Origin of the sequence: Polaromonas sp. (assembly GCF_012927455.1) — a bacterium.
Taxonomy (GTDB): domain Bacteria; phylum Pseudomonadota; class Gammaproteobacteria; order Burkholderiales; family Burkholderiaceae_C; genus Polaromonas.
On sequence record NZ_JABBPE010000001.1, the window covers coordinates 82,463 to 107,849 of the forward strand.

Annotated in this window: 17 protein-coding genes and 2 pseudogenes; 5 read left to right on the forward strand and 14 right to left on the reverse strand. The window is 59.6% G+C overall.

Features of this window, described 5'->3' with window-relative positions:
* Nucleotides 1-4 precede the first annotated feature (4 nt).
* Nucleotides 5-1,984 carry a sigma-54-dependent Fis family transcriptional regulator gene (locus HHJ18_RS00440; protein WP_296910409.1) on the reverse strand — a complete coding sequence of 660 codons (1,980 nt, stop codon included), beginning with the start codon at nt 1,982-1,984 and terminating at the stop codon, nt 5-7.
* A 587-nt stretch (nt 1,985-2,571) separates the two neighbouring features.
* Between HHJ18_RS00440 and HHJ18_RS00445 the strand changes: the two are divergent.
* Nucleotides 2,572-3,578: pseudogene (locus HHJ18_RS00445) on the forward strand (DJ-1/PfpI family protein).
* Between the two features lie 107 nt (nt 3,579-3,685).
* Here the strand turns inward: HHJ18_RS00445 and gfa are convergent.
* The 13 genes and pseudogenes from gfa to HHJ18_RS00510 all read right to left on the reverse strand — a co-directional run.
* Complete coding sequence (gfa, locus tag HHJ18_RS00450; RefSeq protein ID WP_296910411.1) at nt 3,686-4,261, reverse strand: S-(hydroxymethyl)glutathione synthase; 576 nt, start codon at nt 4,259-4,261, stop codon at nt 3,686-3,688.
* 428 nt (nt 4,262-4,689) lie between these two features.
* Nucleotides 4,690-5,334 (reverse strand): response regulator, encoded by a 645-nt coding sequence (locus tag HHJ18_RS00455; protein WP_296910413.1) that lies wholly within the window; start codon nt 5,332-5,334, stop codon nt 4,690-4,692.
* A gap of 132 nt (nt 5,335-5,466) precedes the next feature.
* On the reverse strand, nt 5,467-9,735 hold the full coding sequence (locus HHJ18_RS00460) for a PAS domain S-box protein (protein ID WP_296910415.1): 4,269 nt from the start codon (nt 9,733-9,735) through the stop codon (nt 5,467-5,469).
* Nucleotides 9,736-9,797: 62 nt separating this feature from the next.
* Nucleotides 9,798-10,238, reverse strand: coding sequence for a response regulator (locus HHJ18_RS00465; RefSeq protein WP_296910417.1), 441 nt, complete (start codon nt 10,236-10,238; stop codon nt 9,798-9,800).
* A 178-nt stretch (nt 10,239-10,416) separates the two neighbouring features.
* Nucleotides 10,417-11,418 (reverse strand): SprT family zinc-dependent metalloprotease, encoded by a 1,002-nt coding sequence (locus HHJ18_RS00470; RefSeq protein ID WP_296910419.1) that lies wholly within the window; start codon nt 11,416-11,418, stop codon nt 10,417-10,419.
* Nucleotides 11,419-11,460: 42 nt separating this feature from the next.
* The gene (locus tag HHJ18_RS00475; RefSeq protein ID WP_296910421.1) at nt 11,461-12,228 is read right to left on the reverse strand and encodes a lysophospholipid acyltransferase family protein; all 768 of its coding nucleotides are present in this window, start codon (nt 12,226-12,228) and stop codon (nt 11,461-11,463) included.
* A gap of 131 nt (nt 12,229-12,359) precedes the next feature.
* Nucleotides 12,360-12,947: a D-glycero-beta-D-manno-heptose 1,7-bisphosphate 7-phosphatase gene (gene gmhB, locus HHJ18_RS00480; RefSeq protein WP_296910423.1), complete on the reverse strand. Its 588-nt coding sequence runs from the start codon at nt 12,945-12,947 to the stop codon at nt 12,360-12,362.
* 30 nt (nt 12,948-12,977) lie between these two features.
* Nucleotides 12,978-15,110: a glycine--tRNA ligase subunit beta gene (gene glyS, locus HHJ18_RS00485; protein WP_296910425.1), complete on the reverse strand. Its 2,133-nt coding sequence runs from the start codon at nt 15,108-15,110 to the stop codon at nt 12,978-12,980.
* Nucleotides 15,111-15,112: 2 nt separating this feature from the next.
* Nucleotides 15,113-16,027: a glycine--tRNA ligase subunit alpha gene (glyQ, locus tag HHJ18_RS00490; protein ID WP_296910427.1), complete on the reverse strand. Its 915-nt coding sequence runs from the start codon at nt 16,025-16,027 to the stop codon at nt 15,113-15,115.
* Nucleotides 16,028-16,181: 154 nt separating this feature from the next.
* On the reverse strand, nt 16,182-17,828 hold the full coding sequence (gene lnt / locus HHJ18_RS00495) for an apolipoprotein N-acyltransferase (RefSeq protein ID WP_296910428.1): 1,647 nt from the start codon (nt 17,826-17,828) through the stop codon (nt 16,182-16,184).
* 42 nt (nt 17,829-17,870) lie between these two features.
* Entirely contained in the window at nt 17,871-18,725 is an 855-nt protein-coding gene (locus HHJ18_RS00500; protein WP_296910430.1) for a transporter associated domain-containing protein, read from the reverse strand.
* A gap of 231 nt (nt 18,726-18,956) precedes the next feature.
* Nucleotides 18,957-19,694, reverse strand: a complete 738-nt coding sequence (locus HHJ18_RS00505) for a GNAT family N-acetyltransferase (RefSeq protein ID WP_296910431.1) — start codon at nt 19,692-19,694, stop codon at nt 18,957-18,959.
* Nucleotides 19,695-19,946: 252 nt separating this feature from the next.
* A pseudogene (locus HHJ18_RS00510) lies at nt 19,947-20,241 on the reverse strand (Lrp/AsnC family transcriptional regulator); the annotation flags it as partial.
* A gap of 36 nt (nt 20,242-20,277) precedes the next feature.
* Between HHJ18_RS00510 and hppD the strand changes: the two are divergent.
* The 4 genes from hppD (at nt 20,278) to HHJ18_RS00530 (ending at nt 25,368) form a co-directional block, all read left to right on the forward strand.
* On the forward strand, nt 20,278-21,408 hold the full coding sequence (hppD, locus tag HHJ18_RS00515; protein WP_296910434.1) for a 4-hydroxyphenylpyruvate dioxygenase: 1,131 nt from the start codon (nt 20,278-20,280) through the stop codon (nt 21,406-21,408).
* Complete coding sequence (gene phhA, locus HHJ18_RS00520; RefSeq protein ID WP_296910436.1) at nt 21,405-22,304, forward strand: phenylalanine 4-monooxygenase; 900 nt, start codon at nt 21,405-21,407, stop codon at nt 22,302-22,304. Before hppD ends, phhA begins: the two co-directional genes overlap by 4 nt.
* A 117-nt stretch (nt 22,305-22,421) precedes the next feature.
* Complete coding sequence (locus HHJ18_RS00525; protein ID WP_296910438.1) at nt 22,422-24,206, forward strand: adenylate/guanylate cyclase domain-containing protein; 1,785 nt, start codon at nt 22,422-22,424, stop codon at nt 24,204-24,206.
* A gap of 367 nt (nt 24,207-24,573) precedes the next feature.
* Entirely contained in the window at nt 24,574-25,368 is a 795-nt protein-coding gene (locus HHJ18_RS00530; protein ID WP_296910440.1) for a phosphatase PAP2 family protein, read from the forward strand.
* Nucleotides 25,369-25,387: the final 19 nt, after the last annotated feature.

Consider the following 25,387-nt stretch of genomic DNA (forward strand, 5'->3'; position numbering starts at 1 on the left):
TCTGCTACTGATAATTTTCCCGCGAGGGAGTCTCAATGCCAAGCCGATGAAGTTTGCGATAAAGCGTATTGCGGCTGAGCTTAAGTTGCTTGGCGACCTTGCTCAAATTCCATCCCGCCATTTTTAATTCCTGAATGAGCGCATCACGCTCGGCTGATTCGAGTGGATTGCGCAAAGCGTTAGGTGCTGGAGGCGGTATCAGGGCCCCGGCAACATTCTTGCTACCAAAAAAATTCGCTGGTAGGCACTCGCGCGTCAAAATATCACTATTTCGCAATACCACCATGGTGCGCAGCACATTGCGTAACTGCCGAATATTGCCCGGCCAGCGGTGTTGTTCCAGTGCTGCCATCAAATCATCATCGATCGTGACGCAGGCGTCTGCCGGCAATTCCTGTGTCAGCAGGAACTGGATCAGGGCTCTGCGATCAGCGCGTTCGCGCAGCGGTGGCAGAGTCAAAGTCAGCCCCTGAATTCGGTAGTACAGGTCTTCGCGAAACTCATTCTTGGCAATCTTTTCAGGCAAGTCGCAATGCGTGGCACTGATAAGCCGGATATCAAGTCTGATCGGGGTTTCGCTTCCGAGCGGGGCAACCTCCCGTTCCTCCAGTACGCGTAGAAGCCGTGCTTGCAAGGCAATTGGCATATCGCCTATTTCGTCGAGAAACAGTGTGCCGCCATTGGCCTGGATTATCTTGCCCCTCTGCCCCTCCTTGCTGGCCCCTGTAAATGCGCCGGATTTATAGCCGAACAATTCGCTCTCGATCAGCGACTCCGGGATCGAGGCGCAATTGATTGCCACGTAGGGCTGATGAGCTCGATTACTAGACAAGTGCACTGCTTTGGCGAACAATTCCTTTCCTGTCCCGGTCTCGCCGTAAATCAAAATCGGCACATCACGTTCTGCAATACGCAAGGCCGTTTCAATATTGCGCGTCATCACTGGATCATGACCAAACTGCAATTGTTCTAGCGGCGTGCGTGCGCTCCTCTCAGAATTCCCACTCGCCGCGGACGCGACCACAGCACCAATCGCCGGCGGTACTGACTTGTTGCCTAGCGGTGCCGCAAGCGCCAGCGCAAAGAAGCGCCGTCCATGTCGCGCATCGAACACCATCACGGGCGTTTGCGCATGCTTTTGGCACTCCCGAAGCAGGGACTCGAACCTCATGTTGAAGAAATCATCGAGCGGTTGACCGATGATGCCGTCACGTCCGACCCCGAGTTGCACCAGCGCGTTTCGGCTGGCGGCAAGCACCCGACCATTGCCATCGATTGCGAGGATGCCCTTGCTGAGCGTACTAACAAATTCGGGACGGGTATGAAAAACAAACAGCCGGCGGTCACGATATTCATTGACGAAAATCTGGTTTTCTATTTCTTGCACAGACATATTGACCAAGTCGAGCACATGAATTGGCGCCCTGTGGGACTCACCCGATGCATCGAGCACGGCCAGTGTCTTGCCGCGCCAATCAAGAATAGGAGCTGCCGCACAGGTCAGCCCTGTGTTGCGGAAGAGGTAGTGATCCCCCTGATGGATCATCATCGGTCGTTGCTCCCGCAAGCATGTGCCCATTCCGTTGGTACCTTGAAAGCGTTCGGACCAAACCGCACCGGGCAGTAAACCGGATTTTGATGCCGCGTGGGTAAAGCCCGGATCGCCAAAATAATTCAGCAGCACGCCTTCACAATCAGTCAGCATGATGGCGTATCCAGCGCGGGCGATTTGCTGGTATAGCGTGGCCATCTCGCACTTTGCAGCACGCAGCACGGATGACAATTGTTGTTGGCGCGAAAGCAACTCCTGACGCTCCACAACATACAACTCGCCAGGCAACGTGGGATCAAGCTTGAATTCGTTAGAGCAGCGTATCCAGGAATCCGTAACGTAGCCCGGCACTTGCAAGCTGGCAGACCTGGCAGCGGGCATGCAATGAACAACTTCACGAATCCGGGTGCAATGACTTTGCACACTTAGCATGGTGTCTCCTTACTTTTTGTATTAAGGCAATTGCAACCTTTGTATTGCCCAGTTAGGAACTTAGTTCTGGCGGCTCATATTCGCGCTGCCACACGGGGTTTTTTATCTTTCAAGTGGGAAGGATCATCGCAGCTTAAGTTATTCGTTGTCATCGCGCAATTCGTGGTGACCGCAAGGTGTGCTGATCAAGCAGCACGCTTGACACAACTGTCTCGGATCCGGTGCAAAGCATTACGTGGCGCCGACAAGCGACTCACGAGGCTGATTCGCTCAACAGATTGCCAAGTTGTTTTCTTTCAGTGCGCGGCGATGCTTTCAATCGCCAATGCAAATCACGGGCATGGAACTCGGAAAATATTGTTACTTTATTTACAAGGCGGCCTAACTCTTCAGTCGTTCGCAAGGTTCGCTACCGAACTATCCGCATCGTCTTAGTGTGGAATGAGAACGCCACACCTTCGATGGAGGCAATGTCGGACAGCAAGTGCAGCAATGCCACGCATTGCCATGGCGAGCCCAAGCGCAAGAACAACTGGTGGCAGGGTACTTGCATTACTTGACAACCTTACTGTCTCTGGAATTTCCGCATGAACAACGCCGCACAAACTGCCAACTTACTCAACATTGATATTGTTGTCTATCCAGGCTTTAAGGCACTGGAGGCCATCGGGCCATTGAAGGTATTTGATTGCGCCAATTCCTGTCTGAAGCAACGCCAACTGCATGGTGGCTATCAGGTCAGTATTGCCTCAACCAAAATTGGCCTGGTGCCTTCCGACACGATCATGTCGCTGCAAGCCACCAAAAAACTCGACGCCCTCTCAATACCTGACCTTGCGATTATTGTGGGGGCCGACGAGATCGAAACCGCCTTAGCCAATTGCCCCGAAATCGTCCTGTGGGTGACTACTGTCGCAGACAGGATCAAAAGGCTGCTGGCCCTGTACAACGGTGTTTTTTTTTGGCGGAAAGTGGCGCATTGAATGGCAAACGTGTCACGACCCATTGGAGCGCAGCGGATCGATTGCAGGCCCGCTATCCGGCGATAACCGTCGATGCCGACTCGATCTTCATTCGCGACGGCAATATCTGGACATCGGCTGGCGTCACGGCCGGGATTGATCTGGCCTTGGCCATGGTGGAAGACGATTTTGGGCGAGAAGTCGCGCTGGAAGTGGCACGCGATTTGGTAGTCCATTCAAAACGGCCCGGCGGCCAGTCCCAACTAAGCCTTCATCTGGCGAGCCAAATGACGCATCACCCTAAAATACGGGAGCTTCAAAACTGGATTCTTTCTCACGTGGCGGAAAATTTGAGCGTACCGATGCTGGCGGCCAAAGTAGCCATGAGCGACCGTAACTTTGCCCGGGTATTTCAGCGTGAAACATCAGCCAGTCCAGCCAATTTTATTGAGATGGCTCGATTTGAATTGGCCAGGCACCTGGTAGAAAGCAACAGTTCTTCACTCAAACTGATTGCCTGCAAGACTGGTTTCGGAACCGAAGAAAAAATGCGCCGGGTCTTTCAAAAGCGTCTGGGTGTCACACCCCGCGCCTACAGCGAACGTGCCTCTACTGACCTGCGAGCAGGATAGCCATCGAGATAGGGATGCGGGGGCAAGATCACCACTGTCTGCGCGAGTCGCAAGCCCAATCAAGGTGCCGCCTTCGCCCAAGGCGACTCGGCCGGCACATCGCATGATTATTTCAGCACGTCGGCGGCCTTTGCGGTATGCGTTGCAATCGCATCCATCAGTACGGGCGACAGGCAATCGTAGGGCGGCAGCCCCAATTCAACCAACCTCGCCCTGACGGCGCCCATGTTCTGAGGATCGGCACCCGATTCAATGATGGACGACACAAACGCTGCGAATCCTGGGGGCGCCCAACCTTTGGCGTTCGAACGCTCGGTGTGAATAAAGTCGAGCCCGAAGAACGGATGAGTAGTATTTTCTATACGACCATACATGTGAACGCCGCATTCTTTGCAAGCATGGCGCTGAATGGTTGCCTTGGAATCCACGACTTGAAGCTTGTCGGCATTCGCAGTCACAGCGACGTTGTCACGCGAGACGACGGCAACCTGCGAAAACAGCGCGCCCGACGGTTTCCAGCACCTGGAGCAGCCGCAGACGTGGTTATGCGCGCACTGCCCTTTAATTTCCACGGTCACCTTGTTGGTTCCGCAGGCGCATGACAGGGTTCCGCCAGCAAAGCCCTCTACCGCTGGCTCGATTCTCTCATCGACTTGCGGATGAATTTTTACAGCACTACCCATGATGTTCTCTCCTTTTTTTAAATTTCACGTGATTGCCGGCGAAACGGGTGAGCAAGAATTAATTTTCCATCCGTCGGCCGAGTTCCGGCCTTAGGCAAAGCCACACACTGATCATCAGAATTCAGCAAGTAACAAGCCTGGTGAAATTATGGCTGGGACAAGGAAAAAGGATGGTTTTGCCAACGCGATTGGCAGAAAATCACGCCTGATCGTCCAAATTTGCGGGGAGATACGTAACAAGCAAATAGAAGATTCATCGGCCCCGGTGAGACTGAGCCGCTTGGGGAAACACAAGCACTTCAGTGCCGGCCGACTTAAACCGAATCGCTGTTGCAGTAGCAGGCAGGTCAAAGCGACTACAGCGCCGTGACCTGGCAGAAAAGTGTGCGAGCCGGCTTTGAGACTCAGCCTGGGCAGCAGTTACCGCGTCAACGCCGCCATTGGCGGTTGGCAGTGACCAATGCGGCCAGGTAGCCATGCAGCCAATCAAAATTGACTGGTTTGGCAAGCAGGCTGGCGTGTAGTGGCAAGCCACCCCGCGCGGCGATGGCCTCGGCTGGCAGGCCACTGATCACGATGATGGGCATCTCAGCCAACTGTGGATTGCGCTTGAGCGCTTTCAACATTTCGATGCCGTCCACGCCGGGCATGGCCAAATCCGTAATCAACAAATCGGGCCGCATGCTGGCAATGTCCATCAAAGCCTCCAGAGCAGACGGCACCATGGTGCAATCCACCGGCATATCCCAATCCTCAAACTGGCAGCGGTACAACTCGCGCGTGTTCTCATCGTCTTCCACCATCAGCACGCGCAAACGATGCTTGGGATCGGTATCGGCCCGCGCAAGTTGCGGGCTGTGCTTGGCCAGATAGGCATTGATGGATTGAAGGGCGATCCGCCGGTGGCCGCCCAATGTTTTCCAGGCGTCTATCTCTCCCTTTTCCACCAGCGATTGCACGGTAGCGACTGAAAGCCTTAAGAGCTTGGCCGCATAACTCGTGCCGCAATAGTCTTCGCTGGAAAAGTCTGCGGCGGTGATGGCTGCTTCGAAGGATTTGGGCTCACGCTTCATGGATGCTCTCAAAATGTAATAGATGTTTCACTTACAGTATTTTAATCATTTTTACCGATTTATGGAATGCATTACCGCAAGGATAACCAAACAAAGACCGCCGCGGTCCCTGACAGCAAGCGCTTGCTGTTTTCATGCAACGGTAGCCGCTTTTGGCAGCGTGAAGAAAAAAGTAGCGCCGCAGCCGGGCGCCGAGTCGGCCCATAGCCGGCCGCCGTGACGCCCGATCACACGGTTGGCGGTCGCCAGCCCAATGCCCGTGCCAGGAAACTCCGAGACCAGATGGAGCCTTTGAAATGGGTTGAACAGTTTGTCGGCGTAGGCCATGTCGAATCCGGCACCGTTGTCCCGTACAAAAAACTCCGGCAATCCTGCTGCGTCGAGTTGTTGCCCGACATTGATTTCGGCTTGGGCTTCGTGTGAACTGAATTTCCAGGCATTGGCCAACAGGTTTTCCATCACTGCCCTGACGAGGCGCCCATCCCCGCTGGCCTGCAGGCCGCTTTCAATGTGCACCTGCACCTGGCGCTCCGGATGACGCAGTTGCAAGTCGTCCAAAATGCCGCGCGCCAGCGCCGACAGATCCACCGGCTCGCTGTGCAACTGCATGCGCGATACCTGCGCGAGCGACAACAAACCTTCGATCAGTTGCCCCATCTGCGCCACGCCCGCCTGAATGCGTGACAGGTAATGCGCTACTTTCTCGCCCGCTTGGCCCGCCAGCTGCTTGCCCAGCAAGCGGCTGAAGCCGTCGATGGTGTTCAGTGGCGACCGCAGATCATGCGATACCGAATACGAAAAGGCTTCGAGCTCCTGATTGGACAAGCGCAGCGCTGCTTCAATGGCCTTGATCTCGGTGATGTCCGCGTCGATCCCGACCCAGAAGGCCACCTCACCCTGCTCGTCCAGCACCGGTGACGCGCGGTAAGCCATGGTGTGGTAGCTGCCCTGCTTGTCCCGGACGCGCCGGACGCCCGTGAACTCGGACTGGCCCGAACGGGCCGTTTCCCAGTTGGTCCGGATGTCCGGCAGGTCTTCCGGGTGTATGACGGAAAACCATTGCGCGCCGGTCCAGTCCTCCGGCTTGCCGCCCACCAGTTCACACCAGGCACGGTTGCAATAGGTCGCGCTCCCGCTCGGATCGGCGGTCCAGACCACCTGCGGCGCCTGCTCGGCCAGCGCCCGGAACAAGGCCTCCTGGCGCGCCAGCGCGATGGTGCGCTCAGCTACTTTTTGTTCCAGGCCGGCATTGAGCAGATTGACCTCTTCCAGCAGCTGCGAGTTTTCAATCGCGATGGACGCCAGCTGGGCCAGCTCCGTGGCAACATATTCATCCTGCAGCGTGAACTCTCCTTCGTACTTGTCGGACAGCTGGAGCAGCCCGATGTTTTTGCCGTCGCGCCCTGTTAGCGGTATCCCCAGCCAGCCGCGTAGCATCGGGTGCTTGTCGGCATGGTTGCCAAAGCCGCGCCAGCGCGGGTGCGCCTCCAGCTCGGCTTGCGTCAAGCGCATGGGCCGGTTGCTCTCGCAAACCAGGGTAGTAATGCCGGCGCCATTCATCGGGCCTGTCAAGTCACGGTATTTCGCGTATTTTTCGGACAGCGAGAGCGCAGTGATGGCCTGCGCCCAGTTGCTGCCATGGGTGAAGCTCACCACGGCCTGGTGTGTGCCTATCACGCCGCGCGCCTGGTCGGCCACCTCTTGCATGGTTCCCTGCAGTGTGTGATGCCAGGTGATGGCCTGAGTCGCGTCGGCGGCGCGTTGCAGCGTGAACAGGTAATCCTGCACCTCCTTTTCGGCCCTGACCTGGGCGCTTACATCCAGCGCCACCATAAAGCGCGCGGCGCTGCCCTGATACTGAACAGGCTTTGAGACCACGCTCACGGGAAAGAGCGAACCGTCTTTGCGACTGTGCTGCGCGACCACGTTTTTCTCAAGCTCCGTGACGCGAGAGACTTGACGAAAGTATTCATCCTCTGAATCGGGAATCACATCGGGAAGCTTTAGCGCCATGAACTCTTCGGTCGAGTAACCATAGCTTTGTACAGCAGCAGCATTCACTGTCAAAAACCTCCCGGTGACGTTGTCAAATACCCACATGGGCACCGGAGCGTCCTCGAACAGTGCCGCATAGCGGTGCTCGCTGTCACGCAGGGCCTGCTCGGCCAGCTTGCGCTGGGTGATGTTGCGCTCAACCGAAACCCACTCGGTCACCCCCCCAGCTGAGTCAAAAAGGGGAACCAAATTGGTTTCGACCCAGATCTGCTCTCCGCTCTTGGTGTAGTGGATCAACTCGGCCCGCACGGGCTTACCGCTCCTGATCGAAGCGATGATCCGGGTCAACCCGGCCCCTTCGGTTTTGGGACCGTGCAACAGAGCTGTTGACTGGCCTACAGCCTCTTCTAGGCTGTAGCCCATCTGGCGCGTGAAAGCATCGTTGACAAAAAGAATGCAAGTCCTGCGTTCATCGGGGTAGACCTTGAGGACCATCACCATGTCGTTCAGGCGGGAAATACAGGTTTCCATCAGCCGTAAATGCGCCTGCACCTCATGCTGGGCGGTGATGTCCTGCAGCGCCCCAACAAGCCGCACCACCTTGCCGTCCTGCTGCATGGCGCGGCCCTGCGTACGCACCCAGATGCGCCGCCCCTTGGCGGTCAGCAGTGGCAGCTCCATATCCCAGGGGCTGGCTTCTTGCCACGCGGCCTGGAGTGCGGCGCGCATCACCGGTTGCGCTTCGGGCGCGTAGAAACCGACTGCGTCCTCAAGACCGACACCCGTTGAGGGCTCCAGCTCATGAACGCGGTAACACGCTTCAGACCAGTAAGTGTCCAGGGTCTCCGCCAGCACTTCCCAGCCACCCACTTGTGCCAGTTCGCCAGTGCGGTTCAGCATTTCGGTGCTGCGGGCAATCACCAGCTCCGTCCGTTTGCGATCCGTGATGTCCTGGATCACGCCCGTGCGGCGGCTCGTGTGCTCGTCTTCACTGGCGACCTGGGTGCGACCGACCACATGCATCCAGCGCACCTCACCGGCGGACGTGACAATGCGAAGCTCCATGTCCGCCGGCCCACCGTCCTGCAGGGCGGCTTCGGGACAGGCTTGATAAGCCTCCCGGTCGCCGGGATGAATCCGCTGCATAAACCCCTCGTGGCTGCTGCCCAGCGTTGCACGGTCTACGCCCAGCAGCTCGTAGACCTCGTCGGACCACCAGATCAGCTGGTTCTCCAGATCAAGCTGCCAATAACCTATGCGGCCCAGGCGCCGCGCGTCCTGCAGCTTTCGCTGAACGCCAAGGCTGTATACCAGCTCAGCCTCCAGCGCATCGTGATGATTGCGCAAGGACTCTGCCATGAGCTTGAACCCGGCCGCTATTCCGGCGAACTCACCACTACCACCCAGGAGGCGTGCCGGGATGCGCACATCCTGCCCGCCGTCCCTGACTTGCCGCATCGCGTCAAGAATTTCCGCAGCAGGCCTCACGATGGCGCGGCCAGCCATCAGCCACGCTATCCAGCCACCCAGAAAGGCGACAAGCGACAGCGCCAGCAACTCAAGCCACTGCTGTTTGCGGGCAGGCGCCAACACGGTGTCGCGGTCTGCACTGATCGCCACAAAAAAAGGTGAGTCCGCAGGCTTTCCGCTAGGTAAAAAAGTCACAATCCGCGCGAGGCCCTGGCCATCCGTGTCTTCGCCCACCCCGGTGCGCATGGTTTTGACCGCCTCTTGAAGCAGCGGGCTGTCAACACGCTGGCCTATCACTGCGGATTTTTCAGGATTGGCTGCCAGCACAATGCCTTGGCGATCCATGATGATCAGACGGCTACCCGTCGGCAAGGGCGCATTGGCCACCGCCTTCGATATCTTGTTAACATCCACGCCCGCCGCCACAATCGCCTTGACTTTCCCCGCGCTGTCCAGCACGGGCAGGGCAAAGGTAACGAGCGGCGTCCCCGTCGTCCGGCTCATCACGTAACCGCCGGCTACAAAAGTACGAAGCGCCAGAGCCGATTGAAAAAAGTTACGGTCCCCGGCAAATACGCTGGCTACGCGGCCTACACCGTCACAGCGAAAGTAGCCGTCAATACCAATGAGCCCCAAGTTGGCATAGACCGGAAGCGGGTCCAGCAAGGCCTGCAGATAACGCTGGCAGTCCGCCGGTTTGCCCTCCAGCAAGCCGGGGGCGTTGGCAATCGCCAGCAGAAGCTGGAACGAGGAGCTGGTTACCCGGTCCTGATTGGCCGCCACCAGTGCGGCCGCGATTTGCAAATTGCCCGTGGCCCGGGTGATGGCGGCGTCTTCGCTCAGCCAGGCCTTGAAAATGGACAGGCCGAAAAGCGGAACAATGGCCGCCACGACCAGCATGACGATGCGAGTGCGCAGCGTGATTTTCAGATTCATCGCGGCAAGCCGTTAGTGGCCGGGCTGCAAGCGGCACCGGTCAGCGGAGTCGGCGCGCACCCTCAGCTGCTCGCTATCGACTCATTGACGCCCAGCCAGTAGGCCTGCAGACGATTAAGCTTTTCAGTCAGGTCGCCGAAATCGACCGGTTTTCGAACAAAGCCATTGGCGCCGCTTTGGTAGCAAGCCACCATGTCAGAGTGTTCACTGGACGACGTCAGCATGACCACAGGCACCAGCGCGGTGAGCGGGTTGCTGCGCACCTTGCGCAGCACATCGAGCCCCGACAACTTGGGCAGCTTCATATCCAGCAGGACAAAAGACGGCTGCTTTCGGGTGTCGCGGCCGGCATGGCTGCCTTGTCCGAAGAGATAGTCCAGCGCCTGCGCGCCGTCACGCGCCACCGCGATCTCTGCGGTCACGCCAAGCTCTTCCAAAGTCAAAACGGTCAGTTCCAAGTGATCCGGATTGTCTTCAACTACAAGTACGAGTTGATCGTTCATGGTGTTCTTCCGTGGTGCGTTCATCAACTTCCCTGAACTTCCTGAGATTTTGTTATTTATATCGTTTTAAACATTTTACCAAAAGTTACTTCCAGCCGCCCGACTTTCTGCCTGCCAATTCCGTGAAGAAATTGGCAGGCAGCGCGCCCACGCGACCTGGTGCCCGCGCATCCTTGCCTCACCAGCGCGGAATGGCGTCGTCCTTGAGCTGGCCGCGCAGCTGGGCAAAGTCGGGCACTACGGCGCGCACCGTGTCCCAAAAGCGCGGGCTGTGATCCATCACCCGCAAATGGCTTAGCTCGTGCACCACCACGTAGTCGATCACGGAAGGCTTGAAATGCACCAGCCGCCAGTTCAGCCGGATCGACCCGTCGGCACTCGCGCTGCCCCAGCGCGTGCCGGCGCTCGACAGGCTGAGCTTGCGCCACTGCACGCCCAGCCGCGGTGAAAAATGTGTCAATCGCTCGGTAAATAGCTGCTTGGCCTGCCGCATCAGCCAGGCCTGCACGGCATCGCGGATCTGCTCGGGCGTGGCGCTCAGGGGCAGCGCCACCTGCAGGCTGCGCAGCGCGCCAGCGGTCTGTCCGGGCTCGGCAACGGGCGCGCCAAGTTCGGCGCCCACACCGGCAAACGCGTGGCGCGAATCAATCACCACCCGCACCTGCTCGCCCAGGAAAGGCACGGTTGCGCCGTTCTTCCAGTCGATGCGCGCGGACTCCAGCCGCTCATGCCGTTCGCGGGTTTCCTGCAGCTTCTTGACAATCCAGCCCGACTTTTCCAGCACCGCCTTGTCGACTTCATGCAGCGGCACCCATTTGGGCGCGCTCACCGCCAGCCCGTCTGCGCCCACCGAAAACCCGATGGTGCGGCGTTTGCTGCGCCTGAATTCATAAGCCACGGCGATCTCATTGAGCAAGGCTTCGCGCGTGGCGCGCGGGTGTCTGAAGGTGGCGGGCGCCAGCGCCTGCTGCAGGCTGAGCGGCGCCAGAGGGGCTATGACAGGCGCACTGTGCGCTATGTTTTCGATAGCTGGTTGCACCCGCTCTGCCTGGGTTACAAGGCCTTTTTCTTGTAAATTTGGCTTTCCTCCGGCTTTCCGACTTGCGCCAGGCGCTACCGACTCCGACTCCGGCTCCGGCTCAAAGAGATCCAGCGTGAACTGCAGCAGTTTTTTCATCATGAAAAGGGAGCGCGCGTTGCGGCCGAACCAACCCGGGGCGCGTCAGGCTTGCTGCCCGGCAGTGGCGCTGCTGCTGCCCGCATAAGCTGTGGGGTCGAGCCGGCGCATTTCGGCTTCAATCCAGGCTTCGACTTCGCGCATCAGTTCATCGGGTTTGCGGCCCGCGCTGGGAATTGGCTTGCCAATTGAAATATCGACGATGCCCGGCTGTTTGATGAAAGCCTTGCGCGGCCAGCATTTGGCCGAGGTCACGGCAATTGGAATCACCGGCGCACCGGTTTCAATCGCCAGCCGTGTGCCACCGGACTTGTAAACACCCTTTTGACCCCGCGAGATGCGCGTTCCCTCGGGAAACATGATCACCCAGGTGCCCTGGGCCATCAGGCGCTTGCCCTGCGCCACGACTTTGCTGAAAGCCTGGCTGCGCTGGCTGCGGTCGATATGGATCATGTCCATGCGCGCCATGGCCCAGCCAAAAAACGGAATATAGAGCAGTTCCTTCTTGAACACATAAGCCAAAGGGTGCGGCATGATGGCCGGCATCGTCAGTGTTTCCCAGGTCGACTGGTGCTTGACCAGCAGCACGGCGGCGCTAAGCTCGCCAGTCGGCAGGTTTTCCATGCCGGTCAGACGATTTTTTATGCCCAGGATAAAGGTTCCGCTGTCAACAGCCAGCTTCAGCCAGCGAGCGCACATCCAGTACATGGTGGTGCTGTTGACGAAAAGCGAAGCCACCACCACAAAAAGTGCCCACGGAATAACGGTAAGAATTATCCAGAGCATGTGCAGGATGGAGCGAATCAGGGGCATGGCGGCTTCCGGTGGTTTCGTTGTTGATTTTATGGTTACGCCGTGCGGGCGACGGCGCTCAGTTCAAACCATTTCTTAAGGGTGTTTTATGCCTCTAGCCCATACAGGACGGGCGCAAGGTGCTATCATTTTTATTCCGCCGCCGGCACGCGCTGGGCGCGTTCCAGAATGAAATCTGCAAAGGCCGACAAATCAGCGTGCACGACGGTGCCTGCGGGCAAGCCTTCAGGCTGACCGGCGCCCTGCCCTGACTGATCGACACCATATTGCGCAGACTTGCCAGTCAGCACCAGATGCGGCTCACAACCGGCCGCCGCCCCCGCCTGCAAATCGCGCAGCGAGTCGCCCGCAGTAGGCACGCCCTTGAGCGGCACGCCCAAACGCGCGCCAATCTGCTCAAACAGCCCGGGCAGCGGCTTGCGGCAGCTGCAGCTTTCTTCCGGGCTGTGCGGACAGAAAAACACCGCATCGACACGTCCGCCCACGGCAGCCAGCATCTTGTGCATCTTGGCGTGAATGGCGTTGAGCGAGGTCACATCAAAAAGCCCCCGGCCCAAGCCCGACTGGTTGGACGCAATCACCACATGCCAGCCCGCATGGTTGAGCCGCGCAATCGCGTCAAGTGCGCCCGGCAGCGGCAACCACTCCTCGGGCGTCTTGACGAAGTCGTCGCTGTCACTGTTGATGGTGCCGTCGCGGTCGAGGATGACAAGTTTCATGAGGGCGCCCTGGTTGTCTTGCTAAGTGGGTCAGGCCACGAGGCGCGACAAATCGGCCACGCGGTTCATGGCGTCGTGCAGGCTTTTCAGCAGGCCCTGGCGGTTCAGGCGCAGGTCCGGTTCTTCGGCATTGACCATCACACCGTCAAAAAACGCATCGACCGGCGCGCGCAAAGCCGCCAGCGTTTGCAGCGAAGCGGTGTAGTCGCCCGCGTCAAACTGCGCGTTGGCCTGGGGGATCAGTTCCAGCATGGCGGCGTGCAAGGCGATTTCAGCCGGCTCCTTAAGCAGCAGCGCGCTGACATGCGCGTCGACGTCCTGCGCCTTTTTCAGGATGTTGCTGATGCGCTTGTTAGCCGCCGCCAAAGCCTGGGCTTCGGGCAACGCGGCGAAGGCGCGCACTGCCGCAAGGCGCTTGGGGACATCGCCCAGGCGCTGCGGCTGCAAGGCCAGCACGGCTTCGACTTCTTGGGCGCTGTAGCCCTGCTCGCGCAGGCTGCCTGCTAGGCGGTCGTAGATGAAATCGGTAAGCGCAGGGCCGGCGTCACAGATCTTGTCGCCAAACACCCGGGCTGCAGCGGCCACCAGCGGAGCTAGTGTCAGCGGCAAATCTTTCTCGACCAACATGCGGATCACGCCCAGCGCATGGCGGCGCAGCGCAAACGGATCTTTGTCGCCCGTCGGCAAATTGCCGATGCCGAACATGCCGACCAACGTTTCCAACTTGTCGGCCAAGGCGACGATCACGCCGGTCATGTTGCGCGGCAAGTCGTCACCCGCAAAGCGCGGCTTGTAGTGGTCTTCAATCGCATCGGCGATCTCGCTACTCAGGCCATCATTGAGCGCGTAATAGCGGCCCATGGTGCCTTGCAGTTCAGGGAATTCGCCCACCATGTCGGTGACCAAATCAGTCTTGGCAAGTTGCGCAGCCAGATCGGCTTGCTGAGCGAGTAAATCACCGCCTAGGTGCTGGCCGATGGCTTTGGCAATCGCGCGCACACGCTCCACGCGCTCACCCTGCGTCCCCAACTTATTGTGATAAACCACCTTGTCCAGCCCAACCACGCGCGAGGCCAGCGTCTTCTTGCGGTCCTGGTCAAAAAAGAACTTGGCATCGGCCAGGCGCGGGCGTACCACGCGCTCATTCCCGCCAATCACCGCGCTCGCGTCGTCAGGCGTGATGTTGCTGACCACCAAAAACTGGTTGGTCAACTTGCCTGCCGCATCAAGCAGCGGAAAGTATTTCTGGTTCGCCTTCATCGTCAGGATCAGGCACTCTTGCGGCACGTCGAGAAATTCTTTCTCGAACGCGCAGACCAGCACATTGGGCCGCTCGACCAGCCCGGTCACTTCGTCGAGCAGCGCGTCGTCGTCGATGGCTTTCACGCCGCGGCCTATTTTGTCAGCGGCTGCAGCAAGCTGTTTTGCAATCTCGGCGCGGCGCTCGGCGAAGCTGGCAATGACAGCGCCCTCGTCCCGCAACTGCTCGGCGTAGCTGTCGGCATCTCTCAAAGTAACCGGGTCAACCAGCGCTTCAAAGCGGTGGCCGTGCGTGCTGTTGCCCGCCTTCAGGCCCAGCCCCTTGACCGGGACGATGGTGCTGCCATGCAGTGCCACCAAGCCATGCGCGGGCCGTACGAAGTTCACGCTGGTCCAGCCGGGCAACTCGCAATCGGTTTCCAACTGGTAGCTCATCACCTTGGGAATGGGCAGCTTGGCAATGGCTTCTTCGAGCGCCTTTTGCAATCCGACGTCGAGCGTGGCGCCGGTCACGAGGTTGTCGTAAAACAGCGCTTCGGCCTTGCCATCGGGGGCGCGCTTGAGCGCCGCCACAGCCGCCGCCGGATCGGACAAGTCAGCGCCCAGCGCCTGCAGCTTCTTGAGCAGGGCCGGCGTGGCGTTGCCCGAGGCATCCAGACCGACGGACAGCGGCATGAGCTTTTGCAGCACGGCCTTGTCAGCGGCCTTGAGCCAGACCCGGCTGATATGCGCGGCCAGCCGGCGCGGCGAGGCATAAGCCGTCACCACCGATTCGGCCGTGGCCAAGCCCAGCGCCTTGAGCTGATTGGCCAGCACAGCGGCAAAGGCCTCGCCCAGTTTTTTGAGCGCCTTGGGCGGAAGCTCTTCTACAAACAGTTCAACCAGAAGATTTTTTGTTGTCATTTTTATGCGGCTTTTCTGGTCTTCGGCGTCATCTGTTCAACCCACTCGCGCGGGGCCATCGGGAAACCCAGCCGTTCGCGGCTTTCAAGATAGCTTTGAGCGACCAGACGCGACACGTTGCGGATGCGCCCCATGTAGGCGGCGCGCTCGGTCACGCTGATGGCGCCGCGCGCGTCCAGCAAATTAAAGCTGTGCGCGGCTTTCAAGACCTGCTCGTAGGCCGGCAAGGCCAGCTGCACCTCAATCAGGTGTTTGGCCTGCTTTTCATGCGCGGTGAAAGCGGTGAACAAAAAGTCCGCGTCGCTATGCTCGAAGTTGTAGGTCGATTGCTCGACCTCGTTCTGCTTGTACACATCGCCATAACTCAAACCTTCGGTCCACGTCAGGTTGTAGACGTTGTCCACGCCCTGCAAGTACATGGCCAGGCGCTCCAGGCCGTAGGTGATTTCGCCTGTGGCCGGTTTGCAGTCGATGCCGCCGACCTGCTGGAAGTAGGTGAACTGGGTTACCTCCATGCCGTTGAGCCAGACTTCCCAGCCCAGGCCCCAGGCGCCCAGCGTCGGGTTCTCCCAGTCGTCCTCAACAAAGCGGATGTCGTTTTTCTTCAAGTCGAAACCCAGCGCGGTGAGCGAGCCGAGGTAGAGCTCCAGAATATTGGCCGGCGCGGGTTTCAGCACGACCTGGTACTGGTAGTAGTGCTGCAGCCGGTTCGGGTTCTCGCCATAGCGCCCGTCTTTCGGGCGGCGGCTTGGCTGAACGTAGGCGGCCTTCCACGGCTCGGGCCCGAGTGCTCTTAAAAACGTAGCAGTGTGCGACGTTCCGGCGCCGACTTCCATGTCATATGGCTGCAACAGGGCGCAACCCTGGTCGGCCCAATAAGACTGCAGCTTGAGAATGATTTGCTGGAAAGTGAGCATAAAAATGGGTTCTGACAAAAGCGCAGCGCCGGTTGGCGCAGCAGCGACAGCGCGGGCGGTGATCGCTCAAAGTTTTTATTTTACGCGGCGATGTTGCCTGCCCCGCGTGTCCGCACGCCCGTAGTCTGCACTTGCACGCTCTGGGTCGCGCGGCTTAGCGGCGGCGACGCGTTAGCAGCGCCAGCCCGGCAACCGCCAGGCCCAAAGCCCACCACGGCCACAGCCCGTAGCGCGCCACCCACCAGGCATAGGGCGTGATGCCACTTCGCCCTTGCACCTCGCCCGCCAGCACGCCGCGGGTGTAGCGCGGCAGCGAATGCGTGACCTCGCCACGGTCGTCAATGATGACGGTGGCGCCGGTGTTGGTGGCACGAATCATCGGTCGGCCAAACTCCAGCGCCCGCATGCGCGAAATTTGCAGATGCTGGTCAATCGCCACGGTGTTGCCAAACCAGCCGATGTTGCTGACATTGACAAAAATCGTGGGCGCCAGCGCCGCGTTGACAAAGCGCGCACCCAGCTCTTCGCCAAACAGGTCTTCGTAGCAGATATTGGGCGCCAGCCGCTGGCCCTGCCAGTCAAATGAAGCCTGCCCGACCGCGCCACGGTTGAAGTCGCCGAGCGGGATCTTCATAAGCTGGGTAAACCAGCGAAAGCCCCAGGGAATGAACTCGCCAAATGGCACCAGATGGTGTTTGCTGTAGCTGTAGACAGCCGTGTTGGGCCCGCTGGCAGGCCCGCCAGCGGCGGCGGGCTTCAGGCCGATCACCGAATTGGTGTAACCGGCCTCATGGCTGCCCATGGGCAGGCCGATCAGCGCGGCCTGCTCGCCGTTGGCAAAGCGTGCTTGCAGTGCCTGCAAGTAGCCCTCGGGCAGCTGTTGCGGCAGCAGCGGCAAGGCGGTTTCGGGCGCTACCACCAGCGTGGCTTTGGCATCGCGCAGTTGCGCGCCATACCAGGCCAGCGCCGTCGCCACGCCGGTGCCGCCCTGAAATTTCTCTTCCTGGGCGATATTGCCCTGCAGCAGCGCAACCGAGAGCAGGCCGGGCGGCGGCACCGACGCGTCCATGTTGACGCCGCTGTGCACCGGCAGCCAGGCCACGGCCAGGCTGAGCAGTGCTGCCACGCCCATGCTGAGCCAGCGCGTGCGGCGCGCACGCCAAGACAGCGCCAGCCAGGCCGCGACAAACGCCGCCAGAAAGGTCAGGCCGTGTACGCCGATCCAGGCCGCCAGTGGCCGGGCCCAGCCGTCCACATGCGCGTAACCGCCCTCACCCCAGGGGAAACCGGTGAAAAATTTGACGCGCGCCAGCTCGGCCAGCAACCACAGCGCGGCAAAAACCAGCGCACGCAGCGCACGCTGCTGGGGCGCCAGCGCTACAAACAGCGCGCTGGCTGCGGCGTAGTACAGGCCCAGCGCGGCGGCCAGCAAGACAATGGCCAAAAGCGTCAGCGGCGCGGCCAGGCCGCCGTAGTCATGCATCGAAATAAACAGCCACCACGAAGCGCCGCATTGCATCGCCGTGGCAAACAGACCGCCGAGCCAGGCAGCGCGCGGGCTGGAGCGGCATTCATCGAGCTGCCTGACCAGCAGCGCCAGCGCCAGCAGCTGCAGCCACCAGACCGGCAGGCCTTGCCCCAGGCCTATCCCGGTACCAAACAAAAAAGGCCATGCAATGCTTGCAGCATGGGCGCTTCCTGCTATTAAAACAATAGCAATCTGCAGCAGGGTAAGGCGCTTGCGCACGGCCGGGCGACCAAACTGCTCGAGCAGCGCCGGCAGGGTGGGAAACGAGATCATGCTATGAATGCTGTCCCGCGCCATCTGCTCAGCCCGGGCGTATCAGGTGCTGGCCACGGCAGGCGAGACTTTGAACCAGCGCACGGCACCACCTTTGGTGTGCAGCACGGTGAACTGCAAGCCGGCCAGCGCGTAGTGCTCGCCACGCTTGGGCACATGGCCCATCTCGTGCGCCACCAAGCCGCCTATGGTGTCAAAGTCGGTTTCGGGCAACGTCACGGCAAAGGCTTCGTTGACGCGCTCGATGCCGGTGTTGCCACTGACGCGGTAGGTGTGGTCAACCAGTCCAAAGATGTCGCCCTCGTCTTCGGCGACGTCGAACTCGTCCTCGATTTCTCCGACGATCTGCTCAAGCACGTCTTCAATCGTGATGAGGCCGGCGACGCGGCCGAACTCATCGATGACGATGGCCAGGTGGTTGCGGTTGCCACGAAATTCGCGCAGCAAATCGTTGAGCCCCTTGCTTTCGGGCACAAAGGCGGCGGGCCGCAGCAGAGCCCGGATGTTGAGCTCGGGCGCGCGCTGCAGCTTAAGCAAATCCTTGGCCATCAGGATGCCCAAGATGTTTTCCTTTTCGCCTTCATAGACCGGAAAGCGCGAGTGAGCGGTGTCTATCACCAGGTGCAGCAGCTCGTCGAACGGCGAATCGATGTTGATCACATCCATGCGCGGCGCGGCCACCATCACGTCACCGGCCGTCATGTCAGCCATGCGGATCACGCCCTCAAGCATTTCGCGGCTCTGGGCGCCGATGACTTCGTTGTCTTGGGCGTCCACCAAGGCTTCGATCAACTCGTCTTTTGAGTCGGGGCCGGGGTGAATCATTTCTGCGAGCTTTCTCAGAAAGCCGCGTTTGTCTTCTGGCCTGGAAGACCGACTGGGAGGAACGTCGGACACGTAGGGGCGGTCGGTAGTTGAGAAGCTGCCTAGGATAACTTAATTCAAGCGGGCGCAGGCAAACGGCAGGGACGCCTTGTTGGTGCGGACTGTACCGGGTGGCGGGCGAATCTTGTCGATGCTTGCCAGCGGCGGCGGCTTTAGCGCCGCCTTCAGCATCATTTGTGCCTGTAGCCCAATTAATACGGGCGCGAGCGGCTATTTCTATTGGGCTATAGCCCGAAACAGCCCCTACATCGGCGTGCGGTCACGCCCCTCCCGAACGCCACGCCTGACCTCCTGAAGCATGGCCAGAAAAGCCCAGAACTTCTTGGCCTGGACCTTGAGTCGGTAATCGGTCTGGGCGATCTGCTCGTCGAGCAGTTCGGTGATGCGCGAATCGAGGTTGGCCGGCAGCAGCGTGAGATGGGCTTCGCTCTCGGAGCCGTCGCGCTCAATGCGTGCGCCGGCCTTGCGGGCAATATTGAGCATGGCGGTGTTTTCGCTCAGTGCGTGGATGAACATCATGTCAACGCCCTCGTTGCGTGCGTGTATTTCGGCGCGCTCGAACAGGCGCGAGCCAAAGCCGCGGCCGCGTGCCTGGGCCAGCACCGAGACGCCAAACTCGGCGCAGCTCTTGTGTTCAGCGTCGTTCGAAAACGCCAGATGCGCCATCGCGATCAATTCCAGCTTGCGGTTGTAGATTCCGAAAATCTCGTCGCGTTCAAAATTGAGGCCGTCCACATAGCGGTGTATCTGCTCGTCATTGGCTGCATATCCAAAGCGCAAGTAACGGTCACGGGGAGCGAGCGCCAGCAGGTGCGCGGCAATACGCTCGCCGTGGCGCGGGCCAATCGAGCGGATCGGCACCAGCACCAGGGCGGTGTGGGACGTACTGGGCGGACGCTGCGCATGCTCTTGCATCGGCGGGCGAAAGAATTCCTTGCCTGCGTTGAAGGATGCTTTTAGAAGTGCGCTTGAGTTAACCATGGTGTCAATATAAGGGTTTTCCCCAACTCAATCCCCAATAACAGCCTTTTTGATTACCTGGAATTAGGCGTTTTAGCCGCAGCGAATGGCCGCCACCCTCACACAATCTGGCAAAAATCGGCCACAGCCCAATAAATACGAGCATAGTACGCTATCAGATTTGTAGCTAAACGGATCTCCCCAATCAGTTTTTATGTTGCAGCGCAACAACGCATAAATCACCGGCCTTTTAGCTCTCAATCAGACCCCCCTTCAAACCCGCATGGCCGTCGTGGCCTCGGTCCCTTCCAGCACGAAACTGGTTTTGCAACCGCGCGCGCCGGGGTGCTTGGGCAAGGCGTCCATGATGAAGCGGTTGTGGTGCGCCATGTGCTGCACCACGACATTCAGCAATAGTCCATGCCGCCCTTCAAAGCCGCGCATTTCACCACCTCGGACCAAGTCTGCACGCTGCCTCGTCGCGCTGATGGCTTTCGGTGTGCTTTTACAGCCGCACATTTAGGTAGGCCGTCAGCCCCAGCCCAACCGCTTCAGGCTTGACCAAGGCCTTAATTCCCATTAAAAACGTCTTCTGGAGACAAGCATGACTTCAACCCTAAAGCCGGCCAACGCGCCGGCCACTTCATGGGACAACCCCATGGGCACCGACGGCTTCGAATTCATCGAATATGCCGCTCCCGACCCGCAAGCCATGGGCGCGCTGTTTGAGCGCATGGGCTTCAAGCCGATCGCCCGGCACCGCCACAAAAACGTGCTGCTCTACCGCCAGGGCGGCATCAACTTCATCCTGAACGCCGAGCCCGACTCGTTTGCGCAGCGCTTTGCGCGCCAGCATGGCCCCAGCGTGTGCGCGATTGCCTTCCGGGTGCAAGATGCCAAAGCCGCCTACGAACGGGCGATTTCACTCGGTGCCTGGGGCTACGCACACACCGCAGGACCGGGCGAGTTGAACATTCCGGCCATCAAGGGCATTGGCGACTCCATCATCTATTTCATCGACCAGTGGCGCGGCAAGAACGGCGCCCAGCCCGGCGCCATCGGCAACATCGGTTTTTACGACGTAGACTTCGAGCCGCTGCCCGGGGTGCAAGGCGACGCGCTCGACCCGGCGGGCCACGGCCTGACCACTATCGACCACCTGACGCACAACGTGCACCGGGGCCGCATGGACGAATGGGCCGGCTTTTATGAACGGCTGTTCAACTTCCGCGAAATCCGCTACTTCGACATCGAGGGCCAGCTGACCGGCGTGAAAAGCAAGGCCATGACCAGCCCCTGCGGCAAGATCCGCATCCCGATCAACGAAGAAGGCAACGAAAAAGCCGGCCAGATCCAGGAATACCTGGAGCGCTACCAGGGCGAGGGCATCCAGCACATTGCCATGAGCAGCAACGATTTGGGGGCGACCGTCGATGCGTTGCGCGCCAGTGGCGTCAAGCTGCTCGACACCATAGACACCTACTACGAGCTGATAGACCAGCGCATCCCGGGCCACGGCGAAAACGTGGTCGAGCTTAAGAAGCGCAAGATTCTGGTCGATGGCAAAAAAGGCGCGCTGCTGCTGCAGATCTTCAGCGAAAACCAGCTCGGACCGATCTTTTTTGAATTCATCCAGCGCAAGGGCGACGACGGCTTTGGCGAAGGCAATTTCAAGGCGCTGTTTGAAAGTATCGAACTGGACCAGATGCGCCGCGGCGTGCTGAACCAGCCATGATCAAGCGCGTTCCAGCTGCACCGGCGAGCCCAGCGCCGGTCGTCTATGGCCAGTCCGAACGGCCACCGCGCGGCGACTATGCGCGTGCTGGCCAAGTCAAGGCCGACTACACCTGCCCGCAAAACTACGCCTCTTACACACAAGAAGACCACGACACCTACCGCCGGCTGTACGAGCGGCAGTCGGCGCTGCTGCCGGGCCGGGCCTGCGACGAATTCATCGCCGCCCTGCCCTTACTGGGCGCCAGCAGCCGCATTCCGCGCTTTGACGACATCAACCAGCAGCTGCGCCCGGCCACAGGCTGGGAAGTGGTGGCAGTGCCGGGGCTGATTCCCGAAGTGCCATTTTTTACGCTGCTGGCCAACCGCAAGTTCCCGGTCACCGACTGGATACGCACGCCGGCGGAGTTTGACTACATCGTCGAGCCCGATGTGTTTCACGACCTGTTGGGCCATGTGCCGCTGCTGTTCAACCCGGTGTTTGCCGACCACATGCAAGCCTACGGCGCCGCCGGGCTGAAGGCGCACCGGCTGGGCGCCTGCGAGCAGCTGTCGCGCCTGTACTGGTACACCGTCGAGTTTGGGCTGATCCGGCAAAACGACGGCCCCAACAAGGGGTTAAGGGCTTATGGCGCCGGCGTCTTGAGTTCACCGGGCGAGCTGGTGCATGCGGTGACCAGCCCCGAGCCGCAGCGCATCGCGCTCGATCTGCTGCGCGTCATGCGCACCCGCTACAAAATTGACAGCTACCAGCAGAGCTATTTCGTCATCGACAGCCTTCAGCAGCTGTTTGACATGGCGGCGCCGGATTTCACGCCGATATACATGCAGTTGAAAAGCCTGCCTGAGCTGGAGGCGGACGCAGAGCTGGCTGAAGACCGACTGATTCAGCGCTGAATCCGCGATAAAAAGGCCGCACGCGGCGCGGCAAGGCCCGCAACAAGTCACCGAATGTTTCCTTTGGAGCCATTCCTGCCTCAACCCACTAGGTAAAACTTTGTTACGCTCCCGGCAATGACTGATTTGACTGAACTGCCGCACGCCCTAAACCGAAGTACCAAGGTGCTGCTGGTGATGGATGTGGTTGAGTCCGTGCGGCTCATGGCATTCGACGAGGATGACTTTGTACGGCGCTGGCAGCAATTGGTGCAGCAGGTGGAACAGCGAATTTTGCCGCAGCACGGCGGGCGCATCGTCAAGAGCCTCGGCGATGGCCTGATGCTGGAGTTTGCCAATGCCGCCGGCTGTGTCAGAGCCGCTTTTGATTTACAGATCTTCAGCCGGCTGGCCAATCAAGATTTGGCAGAAGACCGGCAGATGCACTTGCGCATGGGCGGGCATGTAGCCGGGTTTGTCACCGACAAACATGATATTTACGGCACGGATGTCAACCTGACCGCCCGCTTTGCGACGCTTGCCGGGCCGGGCGATGTGGTGATCAGCGCTGAACTGCGCGACTGCCTTCCCGCAGGCCTCGACGCAGACATTGAAGACCTGGGCGAGTGCCACCTCAAGCACCTTAGCGAGCCGATACAGGTTTACCGCGCCTGGCCGGTTGACGATCTGGCGCGTGTGCCTGCTGCGGCACACGCTACAGCGCCAGACTTCAGGCCCACTGTGGCGGTCATCCCGTTTGAAGCGCGCAGCAACGAACCGGAACATTTTGTGATCGGCGAGCTGTTGGCCGATGGCATCATCGCCCAGCTGTCTCGCAGCGCTGATTTGCGCGTCATTTCCCGCCTGTCCACCACTGCTTTACGAGGCCGCGTAGGCGCAGTTTCAGAGGCCGAGTGTCGCCTCGCGGCCTCTTTTGTTCTGTCGGGCAGCTATATCGCCAGCGGCAGCAAGATCCTGATCATGGCGGAGCTGGCCGAAGCGCACAGCGGCCAGGTAATCTGGGCTGATCGCCTGTCGGGTGACACGATGGATCTGCTGCAAGCGCAGAGCGACCTGGTCAATCGCATGGCGGCAACAGCGAGCAGAGCCCTGATTGATTCCGAAGTCCAGCAATCGTTGGCGCAACCGCTGCCGCGGCTGGACAGCGGCGCTTTGCTGCTGGGTGGTATTGCCCTGATGCATCGCTCCTCCGCTCGGGATTTTGATCGCAGTCGGGCGGTCCTTGAAGCATTGATGGATCGTCACAACCGGGCAGCGACGCCGCGTGCATGGCTTGCCAAGTGGTACACCATGCGGGTGATTCGGGGCATGAGTACCGAGCCGGGGAAGGATACCCAACTCGCACTGGAGCAGACCCGCAGGGCCCTGGACCTTTCCCCAGACAACGCCTTGTCACTGGCGATTGAAGGCTACACCCGATGCCAGTTGCTGGGCGAGGCGGATGCTGCGCACCAGTGCATAAAACACGCCATTGAGCTCAACCCCAATGAGCCCTTGGGCTGGCTGTACAAAAGCGTGTGGTCCGCCATGTGGGGCTCCGCAGCCAGCGCAGTGGCTGAGGCCGAGCACGCCGCACAGCTGTCACCGATTGATCCTCTCAAGTATTTTTTTGACGTGATTCTGGCTTCCGGCCAGATAACCAACGGTGAGTGCGAAAAAGCTGCTGAATCTGCCAAGCGTTCGCTGCGGGCAAACCGGCATCATCAACCGGCTTTGCGGGTACTGCTGCAGGCGCAGACGGAGAGCGGGAAGCTTCAAGAAGCCCATGACACCCTGAAGCTTTTGCTTGTGGAGATTCCAAATTTGACGGTTTCAAACTACCTTTCCATGGGTAGCCCGGCCAGCACGACGCGCCAACGCTTTGCAGAAGTTCTTCGCAAAATGGGAATTCCTGAATCTTGATTTAATTTGGTTTGATTAATTAAAACGAAAGAAAACCATGTCAACTTTAAGCACCTTGGGAGGCGGTACTGGCGGTGGAACCGGCGGCGGTACAGGGGGAGGGACAGGAGGGGGTACCGGAGGCGGAACGGGTGGGGGCTTAGGGGGCTTGGTGGAGCCATGGAGCCCGTCTCTTGCGGGCGCACTCACGCGCAGCCGCTCCGCTCTCGTTGGTCCGTTCCAGGGCAGGACGCTTCCCGCCGAGTTGCCTGCGCCACTCGACAAGCCAGACCGCCTGGCGCGATGGGAGGTCGTTCCCCGATTGCAGGTTTGCACACTGGAGCTTTTTTCTGGGCTTCGCTTCGACGTCAACCAATCTAAAGAAGCCGTGACCTTGGGCTTTGTGAATCTGGACAAAAAACCGCTGAAGAACCTGGACCTCGTCAAACTGGTACGACCTTGCGCGAAGGTGTTCTCGCAACAACTCGAGCTGGTGTCCAACTACGCGCAGTTGAGGGATGACCGGGCGATAGAAGTTCTCACGCAGCTGGTGCCGCAAGTTCCATTTTGGGCATCGATTATTGGCCTGCAGGCGCATCGGCATAAATACACACTGGAACTCGCTGAGTTGGCGTTGTCGCTGGCCTCGCATGTGGAAATGCGGCTCAAGCATGCGTTTGCGTGCCAGCGTCCGGTCGAGCTTTCGCCGCAAGTCCAGCCGATGATTCCCACCCCGGGACACGCTAGCTGGCCCAGCGGACATTCAACCGAGGCGTTCATGAACGCAACGTTGCTGCAAGCATTACTGCAGGCCGCCAATAAAACAGGTGCCAAGTATGAAGAGCAGTTACAGCGGCAAGCCGCGCGCATTGCCGTTAACCGCACCGTCGCCGGGCTGCATTTCCCGGTAGACAGCGCGGTGGGGCGCTTGCTTGGAACAGCGCTAGGGGAGTTCATGGTGGCGCGCTGCATGGGCACTCCAAAACTTCATCAGCGCGGCTTTGACGGCCCCAAATTTCATGATGCCAAAGGCCATGCGGTGGACTTTGACCTGCGTGTCTCCATGTCAGACAACCAGAGCGGCTACTACCAGCTGCTCTCGCCGATTGGCGTCGTGGCCCCGTCTCCACTGCTGGCCTTCATGTGGGATATGGCGGTCAAGGAATGGCAGCCCGTCAAATAGTCACTCATTCAATCAGTTA

Bases quoted from the DNA above. Each gene is read 5' to 3' on its own strand.
- HHJ18_RS00440 (WP_296910409.1), bottom strand. From the start codon at position 1,984: ATGCTAAGTGTGCAAAGTCATTGCACCCGGATTCGTGAAGTTGTTCAT.
- gfa (WP_296910411.1), bottom strand. From the start codon at position 4,261: ATGGGTAGTGCTGTAAAAATTCATCCGCAAGTCGATGAGAGAATCGAG.
- HHJ18_RS00455 (WP_296910413.1), bottom strand. From the start codon at position 5,334: ATGAAGCGTGAGCCCAAATCCTTCGAAGCAGCCATCACCGCCGCAGAC.
- HHJ18_RS00460 (WP_296910415.1), bottom strand. From the start codon at position 9,735: ATGAATCTGAAAATCACGCTGCGCACTCGCATCGTCATGCTGGTCGTG.
- HHJ18_RS00465 (WP_296910417.1), bottom strand. From the start codon at position 10,238: ATGAACGATCAACTCGTACTTGTAGTTGAAGACAATCCGGATCACTTG.
- HHJ18_RS00470 (WP_296910419.1), bottom strand. From the start codon at position 11,418: ATGATGAAAAAACTGCTGCAGTTCACGCTGGATCTCTTTGAGCCGGAG.
- HHJ18_RS00475 (WP_296910421.1), bottom strand. From the start codon at position 12,228: ATGCCCCTGATTCGCTCCATCCTGCACATGCTCTGGATAATTCTTACC.
- gmhB (WP_296910423.1), bottom strand. From the start codon at position 12,947: ATGAAACTTGTCATCCTCGACCGCGACGGCACCATCAACAGTGACAGC.
- glyS (WP_296910425.1), bottom strand. From the start codon at position 15,110: ATGACAACAAAAAATCTTCTGGTTGAACTGTTTGTAGAAGAGCTTCCG.
- glyQ (WP_296910427.1), bottom strand. From the start codon at position 16,027: ATGCTCACTTTCCAGCAAATCATTCTCAAGCTGCAGTCTTATTGGGCC.
- lnt (WP_296910428.1), bottom strand. From the start codon at position 17,828: ATGATCTCGTTTCCCACCCTGCCGGCGCTGCTCGAGCAGTTTGGTCGC.
- HHJ18_RS00505 (WP_296910431.1), bottom strand. From the start codon at position 19,694: ATGGTTAACTCAAGCGCACTTCTAAAAGCATCCTTCAACGCAGGCAAG.
- hppD (WP_296910434.1), top strand. From the start codon at position 20,278: ATGACTTCAACCCTAAAGCCGGCCAACGCGCCGGCCACTTCATGGGAC.
- phhA (WP_296910436.1), top strand. From the start codon at position 21,405: ATGATCAAGCGCGTTCCAGCTGCACCGGCGAGCCCAGCGCCGGTCGTC.
- HHJ18_RS00525 (WP_296910438.1), top strand. From the start codon at position 22,422: ATGACTGATTTGACTGAACTGCCGCACGCCCTAAACCGAAGTACCAAG.